The organism is Blattabacterium cuenoti (genome assembly GCF_014252295.1).
Lineage (GTDB): Bacteria > Bacteroidota > Bacteroidia > Flavobacteriales > Blattabacteriaceae > Blattabacterium > Blattabacterium cuenoti_V.
On record NZ_CP059215.1, the window covers coordinates 297,094 to 317,389 of the forward strand.

A 20,296-nucleotide genomic window follows, 5' to 3' on the forward strand; every position below is an offset into this window, starting at 1 on the left:
GGTATATTTGTTTTTTTACATTGCGTTATTATTTCTATTAAAATAAAGAAACTAAAGAAATTTATGAAAAAAAAAATACTTTTTTTCGAAGATTTAGGAAAAAAAGAATACGAAAAAACTTGGAAATATCAGAAAAGATTATTTGATGATATTATTCAAAAAAAAGTAAATAAAATTTTTTCTAAAAAAGCCGGATATTTTCTATTTGTAGAACACCCTCATGTATATACTATAGGAAAAAATGGAAAAAAAGATAAACATTTGTTGGTAACATCAGATTTTTTAAAAAAAATAAATGCAACCTATTATCAAACAGACAGAGGGGGTGATATAACTTATCATGGACCTGGACAATTGATAGGATATCCCATTTTAAATATGGATTATTTCTTTACGGATATTCATAAATACCTTCGTCTTTTAGAAGAAGTAATTATCCATTTTTTATGGAAAAATTATGAAATTAAAGGAGAACGAAAAAAAGGGCAAACAGGAGTATGGTTTCATAATAAAAATGGAAAATCAAGAAAAATATGTGCAATAGGAATTAGAATGAGTCGTTGGGTTACCATGCACGGATTTGCTTTAAATGTAAATACAGATTTACGGTATTTTGATCATATTATTCCTTGTGGAATTCATAATCAAGAAGTAACTTCTTTAAAAAAAGAATTAAAAAAAAATGATATCTCTTTTCAAGATGTGAAACGTATGGTAAAAAAATCTTTTCAAGAAATTTTCGATGTAAAATTCATACCTATTCAAAAAAAATTAGATGAATAATTTCATAATTTATTTATGGGTTTGGCTATCATAATTCCATCTTTATCTCTTTTTGTGAGAAAAACATCTTGCAATGTGTTTATATATAATAAATTATATGAATTTAATGGGATCTTCACTCTAAGATAATTTTCTGTATATCCATATAAATATTCTTGATTTTTAGAATTTTTTTCAAACAAAACAGTTTTCTTCGTGTGAATTTGACTTTCGCAAAAAAAACGATATTTTTTGTTTGATAGATTTCTCAAAATTTGATTTCGTTTCCATTGTATTTTTTTAGATACATGTCCCTGTATCATAATAGACTTTGTATTTGGTCTTGGAGAATAAGTAAATACGTGTAAAGATGAAATTTCTAATTTTTTCAAAAAATTGTAAGTTTCCAAAAAATGTTTATGTGTTTCTCCAGGAAACCCGACAATAATATCTGAACCTATATAAGCATCTGGGATGAATCTTCGTATTTTTTTGATCTTTTCTTGATAAAGTTCGCGTTTATAACGTCTATGCATTTTTCCCAATATATCGTTACTTCCAGACTGTAAAGGAATATGAAAATGAGGGACAAAATGTTTGCTTTGAGAAAAAAATTCAATATATTCATTTTTTAATAAATTAGGTTCTATAGATGATAAACGTATTCTTCCTTTCTCTTTGATTTGATCTATAGCTTTGATTAAATCAAAAAATGTATACAAACGACTACTTTTCCCATACATTTTTCCATAATCTCCAATATTAATACCTGTTAAAACGATTTCTTTTACCCCTTTACTAAAAATAAATCTAATATTTTTTAATATATTTTCTATGCTCTCAGAACGAGATGCTCCCCTTAACATGGGAATAATGCAATAGCTGCACTTATAATCACAACCATCCTGTATTTTTAAAAAAGAACGAGTTCTTTCTCCAACAGAAAACGATGGAAAATAAGCATTTTTTGTCTCTGTATTTGAAATAATTGTTGGATAAGATTTTTTCAATAATTTTCCATCAATATAATCTATGATTTTAAATTTTTCGTTAGAACCTAAAACTAGATCTACTCCAATGAAAGACGAAATTTTTTTATAATTTAATTGAGCATAGCATCCTACTGCTATAATAAAAGCCTGTGAATTTTTATTTCTAGCTGAACGTACAATATATTTAAATTCAAGTTCTGCATTTCTTGTAACAGAACAGCTATTAATTACATAAATATCTGCATAACTTTTAAAAGGAACATGTTGATAATATAAATTAGAAAATTTACTTGCTATAGTAGAGGTCTCTGCGTAATTTAGTTTACACCCCATTGTATAAAATGCTACTTTTTTTTTGACCATTTATACCGATTATTTAGGAAAAATAAGGATCAGATTATTTTCAATCCGATCCACTTTTTTTTCTAACTTCTAAACTTCTAAGATGAAAAATAATCTATAATTCCACTATGACTAGCTTTCATAGCTTTTTTTCCTTTTGTCCAATTTGCTGGACATACTTCTCCACTTTTTTCATAATATTGAATAGAATCTACCATACGAATAGCCTCATGTACATTTCTACCTAAAGGAAAATCATTAACCAAAAAATGTCGTATAATACCTTTCTTATCTATTAAAAATAAACCTCTGTAAGCAATAAGTTCTCCATTTGCTTTCAATCCTTCATTTTGATTGCAAACCCAATCTCCAGATAAAACTCCATAGTTATAAGATATGGTTTTATTAATATCAGAAACAAGAGGGTAGGTAACTCCATATATTCCACCTTTTTCTTTTGGCATCTGTAACCAAGACCAATGAGATTGCTCTGTGTCTGTAGATACAGCAATAATTTGTACATTTCTATTCTCAAAATCCTTTATTTTTTCTTGAAATGCATAAATTTCTGTAGGACATACAAAAGTAAAATCTTTGGGATAGAAAAAAAGCAAAATATACTTTTTACCAAAAAATTGTTCTAAAGTAAAATTTTGTACAATATCTTTTCCATTTAATACCGCACTAGCCCTAAAATTAGGCGCTTTTTTTGAAATTAATGTCTTCATTTTTCGAAAATTTATAAGCACGAATTTACCAAAAATTATTATTATTATGGAATTATGGTAAAAAGAAAAAAATTACACATATCTATGTAACTTTTTATGAAGTTCATTTTTTATATTTGTTAAATCTATGATTTTTTTGAGAAAGTATTTTCTATCATCGTTTTTTGTTATATTATGATGAATTATTTCTTTTTTAATCAATTTTGAAATACATAAAGATTTATATTTCAATATAATATCAATTATATATTGATAAATATGATCTTCTTGAGAAGGAACTTTTATTCCTTTTTTATCCCATTTAGATAATGGATAAAAATTTTTTTCTCCTTTATCATCAGTATCACTCTTCAAGTTTGAAGAACCTGTTCCCCCCTTTTGTAAACAAATTTTATCAAAAATTACTTTATTTTTTTTCGAAGAAAAACGTAAATTCCAATATTTGAAGGCATGCAATATTTCTTCCAAAACTGTTGTATTGCATTTTTCTTTTTCTATTATTTTATCTCCATAATTTAAAATCAATTGAATTAATTTCTCTTCAAGAATAAGAATAAGAGGGGTTTGATTGTTTTTTTTATCCTTAATTACTTGAATTTTATGAATTTTTTGTTCATTTTTTTTGTTGATTTTTTCCAATTCATGAATTAAAATTTCTTGACGAATTCTAAGGATTTTGGAAGCTTCTTGTAAGTATAATTCTTTTTGAAGAAGATTGGATATTTTTGAAATACTATTTAAAATGTTTAAAACAAAAAATGATTTTTTAATGGGATCATCTTTATGGAATTTTCCATATATTTTTTGTTTAAAAGAAACGAAATTATAACTACTTTTCACCAAAAAATATCTTAGTCTAGAACGAGAATACTTTTTAGATATAGAATCTGGATCTTCTCCGTTAGAAATAAATAATATACGTAAATTCATCCCTTGTTCCAATATCATATTAATTCCTCTTAAAGAGGCTTTAATTCCAGAACTATCCCCATCATAAAAAAGAACTATATTTTTCGTAAATTTTTTTATCAATAGTATTTGATCAACAGTCAGTGAAATTCCAGAAGAAGATACTACATTTTTTATTCCAGACTGATGTAAAGAAAGAACATCTGTATATCCTTCTACTAAATAACAAAGGTCCTCTTTGAGGATATTTCTTTTAGCTTGGAATAATCCATATAATATTTTACCTTTTTGAAAAATATCACTTTCTGATGAATTGATATATTTTGTTGTAGAACATGAATAGCTAGAATCAATACTTCTTCCCCCAAAACCTATCACTTTTCCTGATAAATTATGTATTGGAAACATCACACGTTGACGAAAACAATCATTATTATAATATTTCCTAGATACAGTAAAACCAGATTTTTTTAGATACCGTATTTTAAATCCTTTTTCTAAGGCTTTGTTAGTGAAAAAACTCCAAGAAAGAGGAGCATATCCTAGTTCAAATTTATGAATTATTTTCATATTAAAACCTCTTTTTTGAGTCAGATAATTGAATCCATTTTTTTGTCCCTCTTTAGTAAAAAATAATTGATTTATGAAAAAACGTTTTGCATAATCCTGTATCAAGTATAATTTTTCATTTTCTTCATGATCTATATCTATTTTACTTTTGCTAAATTTTTCTATATATTCAATTTGAATATTATATTTTTTAGCAAGATAATGTAATGATTCAACATAAGTAAAATGTTCATGCTCCATAAGAAAAGTAATAATATTGCCACCTTTTCCAGAACTAAAATCCTTCCATATTTTTTTTATAGGAGAAACTATAAAAGAAGGTGTTTTTTCATTAGAAAAAGGACTAAGTCCCCTATAATTTAAACCACTTTTTTTTAACTCTACAAAATCTCCAATAATGTCTTCTATACAAGAAACAGAAAGTATTTTTTTTATAGTTTTTTTAGAAATCATTATTACAAAATTTCATTTTATGAATAATTTTTTTTGGATTAGAATTAGAAAAAATAGTAGTTCCTGCTACTAATATATCTGCTCCATTTCTGAATAAATAAGAAGCATTTTCTAAATTAATTCCTCCATCTACTTCTATAAGAGCAGAAGAATTCTTCTTTAAGATCAAATCTTTAGTATCTTCTAACTTTTGATATGTTTGTTTAATAAACTTTTGCCCGCTAGAACCAGGATTTACACTCATCAATAAAACAAAATCTAGATCTTTAATAATATCTTGCAAAAGAAAAATTGGAGTATGTGGATTTACAGCTACACCTACTTTCATTCCATATTCTTTAATAGAAGAAATAGTTTTATTTAAGTGTATAGAGGCTTCGTAATGAATGTGTAAATGATCTGCTCCAGAATCTTTCAATTGTTCAATGTATGATTCTGGTTGTAATATCATTAAATGAACATCGATAGGTTTATTCGCATACTTTTTGACATGTTTGGTAAATAATGATCCAAAAGAAATATTAGATACGAAAGAGGAATCCATAATGTCAATATGAAACCAATCTGCTTCACTTTCATTCAGCATTTCTATTTCACGATGCAAAAACGCTAAATTTGCTGAGAGCAAGGATGGAGCTATAATTTTTTTCATTTTTTTACATAAAATCATAAACTAATAGTTTTAGGAATTTTCTTATGAAATTATATATTCACTAATTCCAGTATTAGAAAACCCTCCATCATGATACAAGTTTTGCATCGTTACTTTTCTTGTTAAATCTGAAAAAAGTGTAATTATATAGTTTGCACAATCTTGTGCAGAAGCGTTTCCTAATGGAGACATTTTTCCTGAAAAAATAAAAAATTTATGAAAATCTTCTATAGCTTTTGCTGCTCTAGTTAGACTAGGAGACTGTGATACAGTATTAACCCTAACTTTTTCTTTTACTCCCCAATAATAACCAAAATTACGTGTGATACTTTCTAAGTAAGATTTATAGTCAGACATATCTCCATAAAATGGAAAACTTCGTTGAGAAGCAATATATGTTAGAGCAACAATAGACCCCCACTTATTCATCGCTTTTTTATTCCAAGCAGTTTGCATTATCTTATGATAAGAAACGGCAGATATTTCCCATCCTTTTCTTAAAAATTCATAATTTAGAGAGGTATAATTCAATCCTTTTCGGATATTCATAGACATAGCTATAGAATGCAACAAAAAATCTATTTTTCCTCCAAAATGATCTAATGTTTTTTCAAACAAAATATTAAGATCTGATATAGAAGTGGCATCTGCCGGTATTACAATAGATTTTGTTTTGTTAGATAACTCATGAATTTTTCCAATTCTTAAAGAAGCTGGTGTATTAGTTAATACAAAAGAGGCTTTTTCTTCATAAGCACGTTCTGCAACCTTCCAAGCAATAGAATTTTCATCCAATGCTCCAAATATAATTCCTTTTTTTCCTTTCAATAAATTGTAATACATAGATTAAAATATTAAACTAAAAATATCTAATTTTTTGAATGATTAAAAATTTCCTTAATGACAGGCAAATAATCCAACTTTTCCCATGTAAAAAGTTCCACTTCTTGTTTTTTTTTATTTCCTTCTATATCCAAAAAATATTTATACACTTTGCTTGGAGTTTTTCCCATATGTCCATAGACAGATGTTTCTTCATATATTGGATTACGCAATTTCAATCTCTTTTCTATAGCATAAGGACATAAATCAAAAATTTTATTTATATTCAAAGCAATTTCTTCATTATCGATCTTTGATTTACCATAGTTATTGACAAAAATACCAATCGGTTTTGAAATTCCTGCTGCATAGGATATTTGTATTAGTAATTCATCTGAAATTCCTGCAGCAACAATATTTTTAGCTATATGTCTAGCTGCATAGGCTCCAGACCTGTCCATCTTAGATGGATCCTTTCCAGAAAAAGCTCCTCCTCCATGAGATCCTCTTCCACCATAAGTATCTACTATAATCTTTCTCCCTGTTAGTCCAGTATCACCATGAGGTCCTCCAGTAACAAACTTTCCTGTAGGATTTATGTAATATTTTGTTCTATCCGTAAATAATTTTTTTCCATTTTTTAATGGAATATTTTCTATTACCCTTGGAATAAGTATGTTGATTACATCATAAATGATACGTTTTTGCATTCTTTCTTTTGTATCGAATTCATCATGCTGAGTGGAAATCACTATAGCGTGAACATGCACAGGTACATTTTTTTCCGAATATTCCAAAGTAACTTGTGATTTTGCATCTGGACGTAAGTAAGTCATTTTTTCTCCTTCACTTCTAATTAAGGATAGTTCCTTTAATATATGATGGGAGATCTCTAATGTAAGAGGCATATAATTTTCCGTTTCTTTCACAGCATAACCAAACACTATTCCTTGATCTCCAGATCCTTGATCTTCTTTTTTTGATCGAATAATCCCTTCCAATAGATCCGAAGACTGCTCTTGAATAGCAGAAATAATTCCACAAGAATCTGCATTAAATCTATATTCATTTTTAGTATATCCTATTTTCCTTAGGATATTACGAGCTACTTTTTGAACATTTACCCAAATTTTAGAATTTACTTCTCCAGCTAATATGATTTGTCCAGTGGTCACTAAAGTTTCTATAGCTACCTTTGCATTGGAATCATACGCTAAAAAGTGATCTAATATAGAGTCCGATATTTGGTCTGAAATTTTATCAGGATGACCTTCTGAGACAGATTCGCTGGTAAACAAATAAGCCATTTTAGTAATTAGTGACTGATATATTTAAGTTTTTTTAAGTTACCTTATTTGATTTTGAATTTTGATAGATTCTTGATGCAAGAGTTTAAAAATCCCTTCAAGTAATTCCTCAGAAATTCCTAAACTTTTTCCTAATACAATAGATTTTTCCATGATATTTTCCCATCTGTTTGGTTGAAAAACAGCTACATCTGTAGATTTTTTCCAAGATCCTAATTCTTTTGAAATATTCATTCTTTCTGCTAGAAGCGCGATAATATTTTCATCTATTTCATCAATAATAATTCTAAAAGAGTCTAAATCTTTTTGATTTTTTTGATCACATTTTCTGACATATGTTAATTCTTTTAACATTTTTACAAGATTTTCAGGAGTGATTTGTTGCTTAGAATCACTCCAAGCATGATCAGGATCACAATGACTTTCTATCATTAATCCTTCATATTGAAAATGATATGCTTTTTTTGCTATATCGAAAATTCCCTTTTTATTTCCACAAATGTGTGAAGGATCACATATTATTGGTATTCTAGGAAGAATATCCCTAAAATTGAACAAAAGATTCCAATTAGGTTGATTACGATATTTAGAGTTTTTGTAGGTATAAAAACCACGATGGATAACGCCCAATTTTCTAATACCTTTATTTACAAAACGTTCTAACGCTCCTATCCATAATTCTATATCAGGATGAATTGGGTTTTTTACCAAAATAATTTTATTATTTTCTCCTTCTAAAGCATCCGCTATTTTTTGAATAGTGAAAGGACTAGCTGTACTTCTGGCTCCTATCCAAAGAACGTCTACTTCAAAAGAAATAGCTAGTTTAACGTGCTCTTCATTAGCTACTTCTGTGGCTGTCAGAAAATTCATATTTTTTTTAACCTTACGAAGCCATTCAAGTCCTTTTTTCCCAATCCCTTCAAAATTATTTGGTTTTGTTCTAGGTTTCCATATTCCTGCTCGAAATATTTTAACATAGGAAGGATTCAACCTGTTTGCTGTTTCTAATATTTGTTGTTCACTTTCTGCACTACAAGGACCAGATATAATTAAAGGTTTATCTAATTCATCAATCCAGGATCTATCTATACTATTATTCAGTTTTTCCATCACAATACATTTAATTTACACATATTTTTTATCTTTTATATCGTTCGCTTTTTTCATATATTGATTTATTTTGTTAAACTCATTATTTATTAAATGATTACGAAATATTTTTAAATGATCAATATAAAAATTTATAGCTTGAATCATATTATCCCTATTAGAAATAAAAATAGGTAACCACGTTTCAGGATTACTTTTTGCTAAACGTGTAGTTGAATCTAATCCACTTCCCATCATGTTATTAAAAATTTTTTCTTCATTTTTAAATTTTTTTAAAACTGTTCTAGCTAAAGAAAAGGAAACTACATGAGGTAAATGAGATATATAAGCAATATATAAATCATGAACTTTAGAGTTCATATAAATCATTCGCATTTCCATAATCGAATAAATCTTTTTCGCAATAAAAATTGCCTCTGGATCACTCATCTCATAATCACATATAATACAATTTTTTTGATAAAAAAGATCCGAATGGGCGGAAATAGGGCCAGAATTTTCAACTCCTGCAATAGGATGTGTAGCTACAAAACGACTTCTTTTTGGATGAGAGGAAACCCTATTACAAATATCATATTTAGTAGATCCAGTATCTAAAATTACTGTATCCGAATGTATTCTATTAAGGATAATTGGAAGTATTTTTTTTATTCCATCTACGGGGATAGATAAAACAATTACTGAAGATTGCATAATAAGATCCTGTAAAGGAATTATTTCGTCTATAATTCCAAGTTTCACAGCATATGAAGCATTTTCCTGATTCAAATCTGTTCCTATAAATTTGTCTCCAAAATTGGATTTTCGCAATCTTAAACCAATGGATCCGCCAATTAACCCTAATCCTATAATTCCAATATTCATGAAAAAATTCTATTTTTTGCTTGTTCCAAAATTTTTACCGGACAACACATAGAAAACCTTACATATCCTTTTCCATTATTCCCAAAAACTCTTCCAGGTGTAATAAATATGTGATGGTTTTTGAGAAATTCATTCGACCATATATAATCATTTTTTTCAGAACCGGTTATTCTTGCCCAAACAAAGATTCCGGAACTTTTTTTCATATATTTTAAGTTTAGATAATCACATATTTCCCATATGATTTTTCTTCGTTGAAGATATTCTCTATTAAGTTTATTAAACCACTTTAAATCGTTATTCATAGCTTCTATAGAAGCAATTTGTAAGGGATAGTACATACCAGAATCCATTTGACTTTTCACTTTTAGTATATTCCGAATAAATTCTTTTTTTCCTATTATCATTCCAACACGCCATCCTGGCATATTGTAACTTTTGCTTAACGAATTCAATTCTAAAGCTATATTTTTAGCTCCTTTTACATTAAAAATGCTTAAAGGAGGTTCATTATTCAATATGAAACTATAAGGATTATCGTGAACAAGTAAAATACGATTTTTTTTCGAAAACAAAACAAGTTCTTCTAACTTATCCAAAGTGATTGTTGCACCCGTAGGCATGTGAGGGTAATTAACCCACATAATCTTTACCTTCTTAAGGTCGTTCATTTTTTCTAACAAATGAATATTAGGATACCAATTTTCATCTTCATAAAGATTATAATAAATAATTTCTGCTTCTAGAAGTTTTGATACAGAAGAATAAGTAGGATATCCAGGGTTTGGAACTAATACCTTGTCGCCTTTATCTAAATAAGACATACTTATATGCATAATTCCTTCCTTAGAACCCATTAATGGAAGAATCTCACTTCTAGGATCTACATTCACTTTATATTTCTTTCCATACCAATTAGAAATAGCATTACGGAATTCTTCTATTCCAATATAACTCTGATAAGTATTTGCAGTTTTAAGAACTGATGCTTTTTTCATTTCATTTATCACTCCTTTTGGAGGAAGTAAATCTGGATTTCCAATCCCCAAATTAATGACTTTTGCACCTTTTTTTTCAAGATCATTAATTTCCTTCATTTTTTCGGAAAAAAAGTATTCCGATATTTGATTCATTTTTTTTGCTGCTACAATCATTAGGCATTAAGATCTAATTATACCATTTTTATATTCTCCCATAATAGATAATTTATGAAGACAGGGTATTTCTTGAATACGTTTTTTCATTTTTTCATAAGAATTCATATTATTGAATATAATATCTACATAAAACGAATACTCCCAAGGTCTTTGTATTATAGGGATGGATTGTATTTTAGTCATATTTATTCCAAGACTAGATATAAGACTCAAAATCTGAGATAAACTTCCAGTAGTATGAAATATTTTGAATCTTAATGAAGCTTTATTAAAAAAATTATTTTCTTTCTTGTAACAATTTTTAATGATAAAAAATCTAGTAAAATTACTTGTAATAGTCTGTATATTCTTAGATATTATTTCTAATCCATATTCTTTAGCTGCTTTTTCAGATGCTATGGCCGCTATTCCTTCCTTTTTACATATGGATATATATTTAGCTGCAGCAGCTGTATCTGAATATTCGGATATTTTTATATAAGGATGCGCATCTATGAATAATTCACATTGTAAAATAGCCATAGGATGAGAATAAATTTCTTTAATATTTTCTATATTTTGTCCTGGATAAGCCATGAGATGATGTTGTATGGGCATATAAATTTCCCCTACTATTTTCAAATTATATTTAGACAAAAGACTGTAATTAGTCAATATTGTACCCGCTATGGTATTTTCTATAGCCATAACCCCAATATCTACATTGGATCTTGCAACGGAAACAGCTAGTTCCCTGAAAGAAGAACACTCCATTAAATTATAATTACATCCCTCAAAATATCTGGAAACGGCTGCATGATGAAAACATCCTTTCACGCCTTGTATAGCTATTTTTTTCATGAAACTAAAGAAAAATTGAACCACTTGGAAGACCAAAAAAGTTTCATTATAAATGAAGCGGAATTTGACACAAATATAAAAAATTATTCTATTTAATGCAATTTATTCTTTTATTTTGATTTCTTTTTAAGATTGATTAAATCAGAATTGCCATGTAACTTTATATTTTCATATTCTACTATTTTTATTCTATTTTTATTCTATTATTCTGCTTATGCAAAAAAAAAAATCATATCCATATCCAGAATGGAGAGGATGGAGAAAAGAGAACAAAACCCCTTCCCTTTCGGAAGTTTTTTCTTCCGTTTCTGTTCCTCAAAAAAAAGGAATATGGAAAAAACTTTTTGCTTTTACTGGTCCAGGATTATTAATTGCTGTAGGGTATATGGATCCAGGAAATTGGGCTACAGATATCGCTGGAGGGGCAAAGTTTGGTTATATGCTTTTATCCGTTATTTTTATATCCAATTTTTTCGCTATTATATTACAACATTTAGCTTTAAAATTAGGAATTGTTTGTGAGAGAGATTTAGCACAAGCTTGTAGAGACCATTATCCACCCTTTATTAGTTTTATATTATGGATTCTGTGCGAAATATCTATTGCAGCTTGTGACTTGGCTGAAATTATTGGTTCTGTATTAGCCTTAAAACTACTTTTTGGAATTCCCATTACATGGGGTGTTCTAATTACAGTTGTTGATGTTTTAATTATTTTATTTTTTCAATATAAAGGATTTAGATATATTGAAAGTGTGGTTGCTGCTTTAATATTTACAATTTTAGTTTGTTTTAGTTTTGAAATTATTAGTTCAAAACCGGAAATATTTCCCATATTACAAGGCATTATTCCTAATATAGAAATAATTAAAAATTCACATTCTTTTTATATATCCATTGGTATATTAGGTGCCACAGTAATGCCTCACAATCTTTACCTTCATTCCAGCATTATACAAACTAGAGATTATCCACGTACTACTATAGGTAAAAAAATGGCTATAAAATATGCAACAATAGATAGTACATTATCTTTATCCTTAGCATTTTTTATTAATGCTGCTATACTAATCATATCTGCTGCCACTTTTCACAGATCTGGATATACAGAAGTAGCAGATATTATGCATGCACACAAACTTTTAACTCCTATACTTGGCTCTAGCCTTGCTGGAGTTTTTTTTGCATTAGCTTTGCTAGCATCAGGACAAAATTCCACATTAACTGGAACTTTAGCTGGACAAATAGTTATGGAAGGATTTCTAAATATCCAATTAAAACCTTGGATAAGAAGATTAATAACAAGACTTATAGCTATTGTTCCAGCTATGATCGTTTCTATTTTTTATGGAGAAAAAGGAACAGCCGAATTATTAATAATAAGTCAAATAATTTTATCAATACAATTAAGTTTTGCTATTATTCCATTAGTGTATTTTACAGGAGATTATGAAAAAATGGGACCATTTGCAAATGGTCCCATTCTCAAATTATCATCGTGGTTAATCACGATGATAATTATATTATTAAATATATTTTTATTGTATGATATTTTACATTAAACTTAAGAGGAAGCTAATACTTCAAAATTTAACGTAAAATCATGTTTGTGATGTAATCGGATACTTACTTGATGTTTTCCTATTGTTTTAATGACTTTATTCCCGGGAATTCTAATAAATTTTTTATCTATAGGAATTCCTTTATCCTTCAAAATTTTCATAATCTTTTGATTATTAATAGAACCAAAAAATTTTCCTCCTTTTCCCACTTTAACTGGTATTTTAATAGTTAATTTTCTTAACTCATCTTCTATTTTTTTTGACTTTTCAACTAGAAAATTTTCTTTTTTAGAACGTTGATTCAAAATTTCACGAGTATCTTTTATAATTCCAGGTAACGCTAAAACAGCATATCCCTTAGGAATTAAATAATTTCTAGCATAACCAGGTTTAACATCTAATTCATCATATTGAAACCCTAAGTTTTCTACGTCTTTTTTTAAAAGAATTTTCATTTTTATTTTTATCTTATCTCAAATCATCTGTAACAAAAGGTAACAATCCAATTTGCCTACATCTCTTTATAGCAGAATTTAATTTGTTTTGATTTTTTTGCAAAGTTCCTGTTATACGACGTGGCAAAATTTTACCTTGTGCATTCAGAAATTTAATTAAAAATGTAGGATCTTTATAATCTATGTATTTAATATTTCTTTTCTGAAAAAAACAATATTTTTTTTCTACTTTTGTTTCTATTTTAATAGGAGATAAATATCTTAAATCACTATCTCCTATTTTTTGTTGTTTTGTATTTTTATGCTCTTCCTCTAATATCATAATTATTCATCTTTTTTTAAAAATTTTTTTCTCCTTATTTCTGCATACTCTATTCCATATTTGTTTAATCTTACAGTTAAAAAACGTAAAATACGTTCATCTTGTCTTAATTTCAATTCTAAATCAGATACTAAATTAGATTTCAACAAAAATTCCAATAAATGATAACAACCACTTTGTTTCTTGTGAATAGGATAAGCTAGTTTTTTCAATCCCCAATGTTCCTGATAAACAATTTTCCCTTCTTTTTGAATAAGATAATTTTCATATTCTTTTGCAGTATCTTTTGCCTTATCATCAGATAATATGGGAGTGATTATCATGATATTCTCATAATGTTTAAGCATTAAATTTTTATTTCTAAAATATTGTAAATCTATATTTTTATGTTCTTTTTTCAAAAAAACATTCTAAATTTTTTCTTTAATTTTGTTTATTAGTTTCTCTATTCGTCTTATACTTTCTTCTTTTCCTAATATTTCAAAAATCATGAAAAGATCAATTCCTTTTAAAAATCCAACTAAAGATAAACGTAATAATTGCATAATTTCACGTTTATTCTGATTATTCTTAAATAAGGATTTTAAATTTTCATACGTAAATTGACTTGTATTAGATAACAATATTTTTTCATTCTCTAAATGAGAGATAGATTTTTTATGACATATTTTATTGAAAAAACTAGATTCATAAGAACTGGGTGAAATAAAAAAATAAAAAGAATGTTCCCATATTTCATGAATAAAATGTATCCTATCAATGGTTTGATAAATAATTTTCCATAAAAAATCTTTTTTATATTGAATGGAACGTTTTTTAAGTTCTTTGCAAAGGAAGAAAAGTATTTCTTCTTTTTTTTTATTCAAATATTTTTTATTAAACCAATTAACTTTTTTTATATCAAAAAAAACACCTGACTTACTTATTTTTTCCAAAGAAAAAAAATTTTCTAATTCTCGCAAAGAAAAAATTTCCCTTTTTATTCCAGGATTCCATCCTAATAAAGCCAACATATTAACAAATGCCTCTGGAAAATAACCTAATTCTCTATATCCTGGAATGACAATTTGAGTATCTGGAGCCTTCCATTGAATAGGAAATATAGGATAATCTGATCTGTCTGCATTTCTTTTGCTTATTTTTCCTTTTCCATCCTTTCTTAGAATTAAAGGTAAATGTGCAAAATAAGGTGGGATCCAACCAAAAGCTCTATATAATAACATATGAAAAGACATAGATGGAAGCCATTCTTCTCCTCTTAAAACATGGGTTATTTTCATTATATGATCGTCTATAGTATTAGCTAAATGGTAAGTAGCTCCTCCATCTGATTTTAACAAAATCTTATCATCTAAGTGATCTGTATTTGCTATGATATTCCCACGTATAATATCATACATATTAAATTTTTCTCCAGGTTTTATTTTAAACCGAATAACATAGGAAGAACAGGATTGTAATCGCCTATTTAATTGTTCTTTCGTCATAGTTAAAGAATTGTTCAAGTACATTCTATTTTTAGAATTGTAAGAAAAAGTTAATCCACAATCGTTGTATTCCTTTCTCTTTCTCTCAATATCTATATCTGTATCGAAAGCATAATAGGCATATCCTTTTTCTAACAATTGATTTATATAAAAACGATAAATATTAATTCTTTTGGATTGATAATAAGGGGAATAAGGGCCTCCATATCCTACTCCTTCATCAGGTTCTATATGACACCATTTCAATGTTTCAAGAATATATGATTCAGAATTAGAGACAAATCTCTTTTTATCAGTATCTTCTATTCTAAGAATAAATTTACCACCATATCTTTTAGCAAAAAGGTAATTATACAATGCCGTCCTGAGTCCACCTAAATGAAGTGGACCTGTAGGACTAGGTGCAAAACGAACTCTTACAAAATTTTGTGAATCATAATTCATGAACATGTATGAATGTTATTTTCCAATGCAAAATTTAGAGAAAATGTTTTTTAAGATATCTTCACTGGTTACTTCTCCTGTTATCTCACCTAAATAACGTAATGCTTCTTTAATATAAATAGAAACTAAATCTTCAGAAGATCCTCTTTTTAAAGCTTCATAGGCCAATAAAATCTCTCTTAATGAAAGTTTCAAAGCTTCATAGTGTCTGCTTTGCGTAACAACTATTTTTCTTTCTTTTAATCTTTCAATAAATAAATGACTTAAAGAATCTAGTACTTTTTTTACTTTTTGACGATTTATTGAAGAAATTTCAAAAAAATAAGAAAATTTTGATCTAATATCATAAAAATCACAAAAATGAGATAAATCTGACTTATTTGCTATTGCAAATATATCTTTTAATGGATATTTTTTTTGAATATCTTGAATTTCACTAATAATTTTTTCCTGTTTCCTCCTTTCTGAGGAATCAAAAATATATAATATCACTTGAGCCTCTTCTATTTTTTTCATTGTTTTCTCAACTCCCATTATCTCTATAGGATCTATAGTATTCCTAATTCCTGCTGTATCAAAAAAATGAAAAATAATTCCATTTAAAATGATCTCTCCTTCTATACAATCTCTAGTTGTTCCTTCCACATGGGATGTAATAGAACGGTCTTCTTGAATTACTTGATTAAAGAAAGTAGATTTTCCAACATTAGGTTCTCCAATAATGACCACATCAATTCCTTTTTTGATAGCATTTCCTAACGAAAAGGATTCAATTAAATCTTTTAATATCTCTTCTAATTTTTGTAAAAATAAAAAAAGTTCTGATCGACTAACAAATATCACATTTTCTTCCGAAAAATCTAATTCAAGTTCTAGTAATGATGCAAAATTTAACAATTTTTTTCTTAAATCCTTAATAAGATTAGAGAATTTTCCTTTTATATCTTGTAAAGATAGATCGTGATAAGCTTTATTTTCAGATAAAATAAGATCAGATATAGCTTCAGCTTGCGATAAATTCATTTTCTTATTTAAAAAAGCGCGAAATGTAAATTCTCCCGGCCTGGCTAAACGTATTCCTTTTCTAATTAACAATTGTAAAATTCTTTGTTGAATATAGTAAGATCCATGACAAGAAATCTCTATCATATTTTCTCCTGTATAAGAAAAAGGAGATCTAAAAATAGAAATCAATACTTGATCCAATAAATTCTTATCTTCTTCTATAAGATATCCTAAATGAATAGTATGTGTAGATTGATTTTTAAGTTTTTTTCCAGGTTTAATAGAAAGAAAAATATTTTCAACAGTGGAAATGGAATTACTTCCAGAAAGACGAATAACAGATATTGCACTGGAACCAATGGGAGTTGCTAAAGCAACAATAGTATCATCATCTAACATAATACATAACTAAAAACATAAAAATAAGTATTTTTTTTAATTTCTATAATTTCAATGTTATGAGATATTTTGACAAATTTTATCGTTTATTTCAAAAAACTCTTCAAAATTTATATACAGACCCCAAAGAAGTAGAAAATATCTTTTTTTTACTTATGACTCATGTTTTTAAATGTGATAAAACAACTATATTATTAAAATTGAGTAGAAAAGTAAAAATACATTTTTTGATTTATGATAAATTAATCAGAAAATTGTGGGAATTAAAAAAAAATAGACCTATCCAATATGTAATTGGAAAGACATATTTTTTGGATATGGAATTCATAGTTAATGAAAAAGTCTTCATTCCAAGACCAGAAACGGAAGAGCTCGTATCCTGGATACTACAGGATAGTAATAATACGAGGAGCATTCAAATATTTGATATTGGAACAGGAAGTGGATGTATTAGTATTACTCTAAAAAAGAAAAAACCTGAAATTGAACGCATTTATGCAATAGATTTCTCTCAAAAAGCACTTGAAATAGCCCATAAAAACGCAGAATTACATAATGTAAAAATTTCGTTTAAAATGGTGGATTTTTTGAAAGATTCTATTTTTATACCAGAAATGAATGAAATTGCTGTTAGCATAATTGTAAGTAATCCTCCTTATGTTAGGCTCTCTGAAAAAAAATTATTACATCCAAATATTGTTCAATACGAACCTTATCAAGCTTTATTTGTTCCTGACGAAGATCCTTTGATTTTTTATAAAAAAATTTCTTTTTGGATCAAAAAAAAATTTACTGGAGTTGTTTATGTTTATTTTGAAATAAACCAATTTATTTATTTAGATATTATGGATTTTATGAAAAAGATCGGATTTTTAAATATAGAAATAAGAAAAGATTTTCAAGGTTTTTTCAGGATGATTCGTGCCGTATATTACGGATAAAGTAAAATAAATAAACTATAACCATGGATAAAAAAATAGAAAAAGAAATATACAGACTACGAAAAGAGTTATCAGACTATAACTGTAAATATTACAATTTTGATACTTCAGATGTATCCGATTTTCATTTTGACAAAAAATTAGAAAAATTATCTCTTTTAGAGAAAAAACATCCTGAATTCTATGATCCAGCTTCGCCAACAATGAAAATTGGAGAAAAAATTCAGGAACACTCTTCTTTTTATCATAAATACAAAATGTACTCTCTTCAAAATACTTATTCTCAAAAAGAATTAATAATTTGGGGGAAAAAAATAAATAAATCAATTCGTTCTTTGTCCTTTGTGTGTGAGCCAAAATATGATGGAGTCTCTATTAATTTAATTTACCAAAACGGTTATTTAACAAATGCAGCAACTCGTGGTGATGGAGAAAAAGGAGAAAATGTTACAGAAAATATAAAAACTATAAAATACGTTCCTTTAAAATTAAAAGGTAATAATTATCCATCATATCTTGAAATACGTGGAGAAGTTTTTATTTCTAAAAAAAATTTTATAGAAATAAATAAAAAACGTATAAAAAATGGACAACAACCTTATGCAAATCCAAGAAATACGGCTAGTGGAACACTAAAAATTCATGATCATAAAAAAGTAAGTAAAAGGAATTTGTTTTGTATTGCGTTTCATGTTATAGGAAAAAATTTGCCTTTTGAGACACAATATGAATCTCTTAAATACATAAAAAATTGGGGGTTTCAAGTTCCAGAAACAGCACACTTTTGTAAAAACATAGAAGATGTACTTCATGTCATAGATATTTTTAGTCTTTGTAAAAATAGACTTCCCTACCAAACAGATGGTATAGTTATTAAAGTAAATGAACATGAAAAACAATCACTTTTAGGATACACTAATAAATATCCCAGATGGGCCATAGCTTATAAATTTAGACAAACATTATCTGAAACAAAATTATTAAGTATTACATTTCAAGTAGGACGAACTGGAGTCATTACTCCTGTAGCTAATGTAGTTCCTATCTATATATCTGGAACAACTGTTAAAAGAGTAGTTCTTTACAATAAAAGTTTCATACAAAAAATGGGAATTCATCATGGAGATTCCCTTTTGTTAGAAAAAGGTGGTAATATTATTCCAAAAGTAACAGAAATCAATATACAAGAAAGATCGAATAAAGCGTTACCTGTATTTTTTTTGAAAAAATGCCCATCATGTAATCAAACTTTAACGAAAAAAAAAGAATTATTGTACTGTACAAATAAAAATTGTTCTTCTCAAAGAATAGAAAGAATAAGACATTTTGTGAGCAAAAAAGCTATGAATATTAAAAAAATTGGAATAGAAATGATAAAAAAACTATACAAAAAAGGTTTTTTGTATAGTTTTTTTAATTTATATGAATTGAAAAGAGAAGATCTTGTTCAAATAGATGGAGTAAAAGAAAAATTGGCCTATAGCATTATAAAAAACATCAAAAAATCTAAAGAAAATTCCTTTTACAGGGTGTTATATGCCTTAGGAATTCCTCATGTAGGAGAATATGTTTCCAAAAAATTAACAGAATACTTTTGGGATATAAATTCTTTAATGAATGCTAATTATGATCATTTAATTTCTATTTCAGGTATAGGAAAAAAAATTACGGAAAGTGTAATTAATTATTTTTCAATTAATGAAAATAAACATGCAATTAAAATGATGATTAAATATGGATTAAATTTTTCCAAACATTCTATAAGTAAAAAATTTTCTTTTTTGAAAGGAAAATCTTTTGTCTTTACAGGAAAACTATCTTGCATGACTCGTCATGACGCAAAAAATATAATAGAAGATTTAGGAGGAAAAGTCTATAATACTGTCAATAATAAAATGAATTTTATAGTAGTTGGAAAGAATTTTGGTTCCAAACTCAAAAAAAGTATTAGTAAAAATCATGTACAAATTTTAACAGAAAATCTTTTTCTAGATATGCTGAAAGAAGCAAAAAAAAGAGAAAAGAATCAAATTCTATAAAAGAAAAATGGTGAGTGAAGACTGGTTTTTTTTTTCATATATAAAACAGTATATTTAATTCTTAACTTCTTAAGTGATGATGATTCTTATTATGAATTCATGCATCACAGAATTAATACATCATTTAAGTAA

19 protein-coding genes are annotated in these 20,296 nt (G+C 27.2%); 4 read left to right on the plus strand and 15 right to left on the minus strand.

Annotation, left to right across the window (positions count from 1 at the left end; translation table 11 throughout):
- Positions 1-63: 63 nt before the first annotated feature.
- Positions 64-783: a lipoyl(octanoyl) transferase LipB gene (gene lipB, locus H0H40_RS01440; RefSeq protein ID WP_185869292.1), complete on the plus strand. Its 720-nt coding sequence runs from the start codon at positions 64-66 to the stop codon at positions 781-783.
- A gap of 2 nt (positions 784-785) precedes the next feature.
- Here the strand turns inward: lipB and mtaB are convergent, their stop codons facing one another.
- From mtaB to H0H40_RS01490, 10 genes are all read right to left on the minus strand, one after another.
- Complete coding sequence (mtaB, locus tag H0H40_RS01445) at positions 786-2,117, minus strand: tRNA (N(6)-L-threonylcarbamoyladenosine(37)-C(2))-methylthiotransferase MtaB (RefSeq protein ID WP_185869293.1); 1,332 nt, start codon at positions 2,115-2,117, stop codon at positions 786-788.
- 77 nt (positions 2,118-2,194) lie between these two features.
- On the minus strand, positions 2,195-2,824 hold the full coding sequence (locus H0H40_RS01450) for a peroxiredoxin (RefSeq protein ID WP_185869294.1): 630 nt from the start codon (positions 2,822-2,824) through the stop codon (positions 2,195-2,197).
- Between the two features lie 72 nt (positions 2,825-2,896).
- A complete protein-coding gene (gene dnaG, locus H0H40_RS01455) occupies positions 2,897-4,756 on the minus strand; it encodes a DNA primase (RefSeq protein WP_185869295.1) in 1,860 nt (619 codons plus the stop codon).
- Positions 4,746-5,408, minus strand: coding sequence for a ribulose-phosphate 3-epimerase (gene rpe, locus H0H40_RS01460; protein WP_185869296.1), 663 nt, complete (start codon positions 5,406-5,408; stop codon positions 4,746-4,748). The genes dnaG and rpe overlap by 11 nt, the downstream gene beginning before the upstream one ends.
- A 42-nt stretch (positions 5,409-5,450) precedes the next feature.
- Positions 5,451-6,251 (minus strand): enoyl-ACP reductase FabI, encoded by an 801-nt coding sequence (locus H0H40_RS01465; RefSeq protein ID WP_185869297.1) that lies wholly within the window; start codon positions 6,249-6,251, stop codon positions 5,451-5,453.
- 26 nt (positions 6,252-6,277) lie between these two features.
- Positions 6,278-7,537 carry a methionine adenosyltransferase gene (gene metK / locus H0H40_RS01470; RefSeq protein ID WP_185869298.1) on the minus strand — a complete coding sequence of 420 codons (1,260 nt, stop codon included), beginning with the start codon at positions 7,535-7,537 and terminating at the stop codon, positions 6,278-6,280.
- Between the two features lie 39 nt (positions 7,538-7,576).
- Positions 7,577-8,650: a bifunctional 3-deoxy-7-phosphoheptulonate synthase/chorismate mutase type II gene (locus H0H40_RS01475; protein WP_185869299.1), complete on the minus strand. Its 1,074-nt coding sequence runs from the start codon at positions 8,648-8,650 to the stop codon at positions 7,577-7,579.
- Between the two features lie 15 nt (positions 8,651-8,665).
- Positions 8,666-9,514, minus strand: coding sequence for a prephenate dehydrogenase (locus H0H40_RS01480; protein WP_185869300.1), 849 nt, complete (start codon positions 9,512-9,514; stop codon positions 8,666-8,668).
- Positions 9,511-10,668 (minus strand): pyridoxal phosphate-dependent aminotransferase, encoded by a 1,158-nt coding sequence (locus tag H0H40_RS01485; RefSeq protein ID WP_185869301.1) that lies wholly within the window; start codon positions 10,666-10,668, stop codon positions 9,511-9,513. Before H0H40_RS01485 ends, H0H40_RS01480 begins: the two co-directional genes overlap by 4 nt.
- 6 nt (positions 10,669-10,674) lie before the next feature.
- Positions 10,675-11,511 carry a prephenate dehydratase gene (locus H0H40_RS01490; RefSeq protein ID WP_185869302.1) on the minus strand — a complete coding sequence of 279 codons (837 nt, stop codon included), beginning with the start codon at positions 11,509-11,511 and terminating at the stop codon, positions 10,675-10,677.
- Between the two features lie 214 nt (positions 11,512-11,725).
- On the opposite strand from H0H40_RS01490, the gene H0H40_RS01495 reads away from it, so the two are divergent.
- Complete coding sequence (locus H0H40_RS01495) at positions 11,726-13,072, plus strand: Nramp family divalent metal transporter (protein ID WP_185869303.1); 1,347 nt, start codon at positions 11,726-11,728, stop codon at positions 13,070-13,072.
- Between the two features lie 2 nt (positions 13,073-13,074).
- Here the strand turns inward: H0H40_RS01495 and rplI are convergent, their stop codons facing one another.
- The 5 genes from rplI to mnmE all read right to left on the minus strand — a co-directional run bounded on the left by rplI (position 13,075) and on the right by mnmE (position 17,184).
- The gene (gene rplI, locus H0H40_RS01500) at positions 13,075-13,527 is read right to left on the minus strand and encodes a 50S ribosomal protein L9 (protein WP_185869304.1); all 453 of its coding nucleotides are present in this window, start codon (positions 13,525-13,527) and stop codon (positions 13,075-13,077) included.
- 13 nt (positions 13,528-13,540) lie between these two features.
- The gene (gene rpsR, locus H0H40_RS01505; RefSeq protein WP_185869305.1) at positions 13,541-13,849 is read right to left on the minus strand and encodes a 30S ribosomal protein S18; all 309 of its coding nucleotides are present in this window, start codon (positions 13,847-13,849) and stop codon (positions 13,541-13,543) included.
- A 2-nt stretch (positions 13,850-13,851) separates the two neighbouring features.
- A complete protein-coding gene (gene rpsF / locus H0H40_RS01510; protein WP_185869327.1) occupies positions 13,852-14,196 on the minus strand; it encodes a 30S ribosomal protein S6 in 345 nt (114 codons plus the stop codon).
- A 63-nt stretch (positions 14,197-14,259) separates the two neighbouring features.
- Positions 14,260-15,780 (minus strand): glutamate--tRNA ligase, encoded by a 1,521-nt coding sequence (gene gltX / locus H0H40_RS01515; RefSeq protein WP_185869306.1) that lies wholly within the window; start codon positions 15,778-15,780, stop codon positions 14,260-14,262.
- A gap of 15 nt (positions 15,781-15,795) precedes the next feature.
- Entirely contained in the window at positions 15,796-17,184 is a 1,389-nt protein-coding gene (gene mnmE, locus H0H40_RS01520) for a tRNA uridine-5-carboxymethylaminomethyl(34) synthesis GTPase MnmE (protein ID WP_185868779.1), read from the minus strand.
- 59 nt (positions 17,185-17,243) lie between these two features.
- Here mnmE and H0H40_RS01525 point away from each other — a divergent pair, with 59 nt between their 5' ends.
- Together H0H40_RS01525 and ligA are read left to right on the plus strand one after the other, a co-directional pair.
- The gene (locus H0H40_RS01525; protein ID WP_185868780.1) at positions 17,244-18,125 is read left to right on the plus strand and encodes a N5-glutamine methyltransferase family protein; all 882 of its coding nucleotides are present in this window, start codon (positions 17,244-17,246) and stop codon (positions 18,123-18,125) included.
- A 23-nt stretch (positions 18,126-18,148) separates the two neighbouring features.
- The gene (gene ligA / locus H0H40_RS01530; protein WP_185868781.1) at positions 18,149-20,164 is read left to right on the plus strand and encodes an NAD-dependent DNA ligase LigA; all 2,016 of its coding nucleotides are present in this window, start codon (positions 18,149-18,151) and stop codon (positions 20,162-20,164) included.
- The last annotated feature ends 132 nt before the right edge of the window (positions 20,165-20,296 follow it).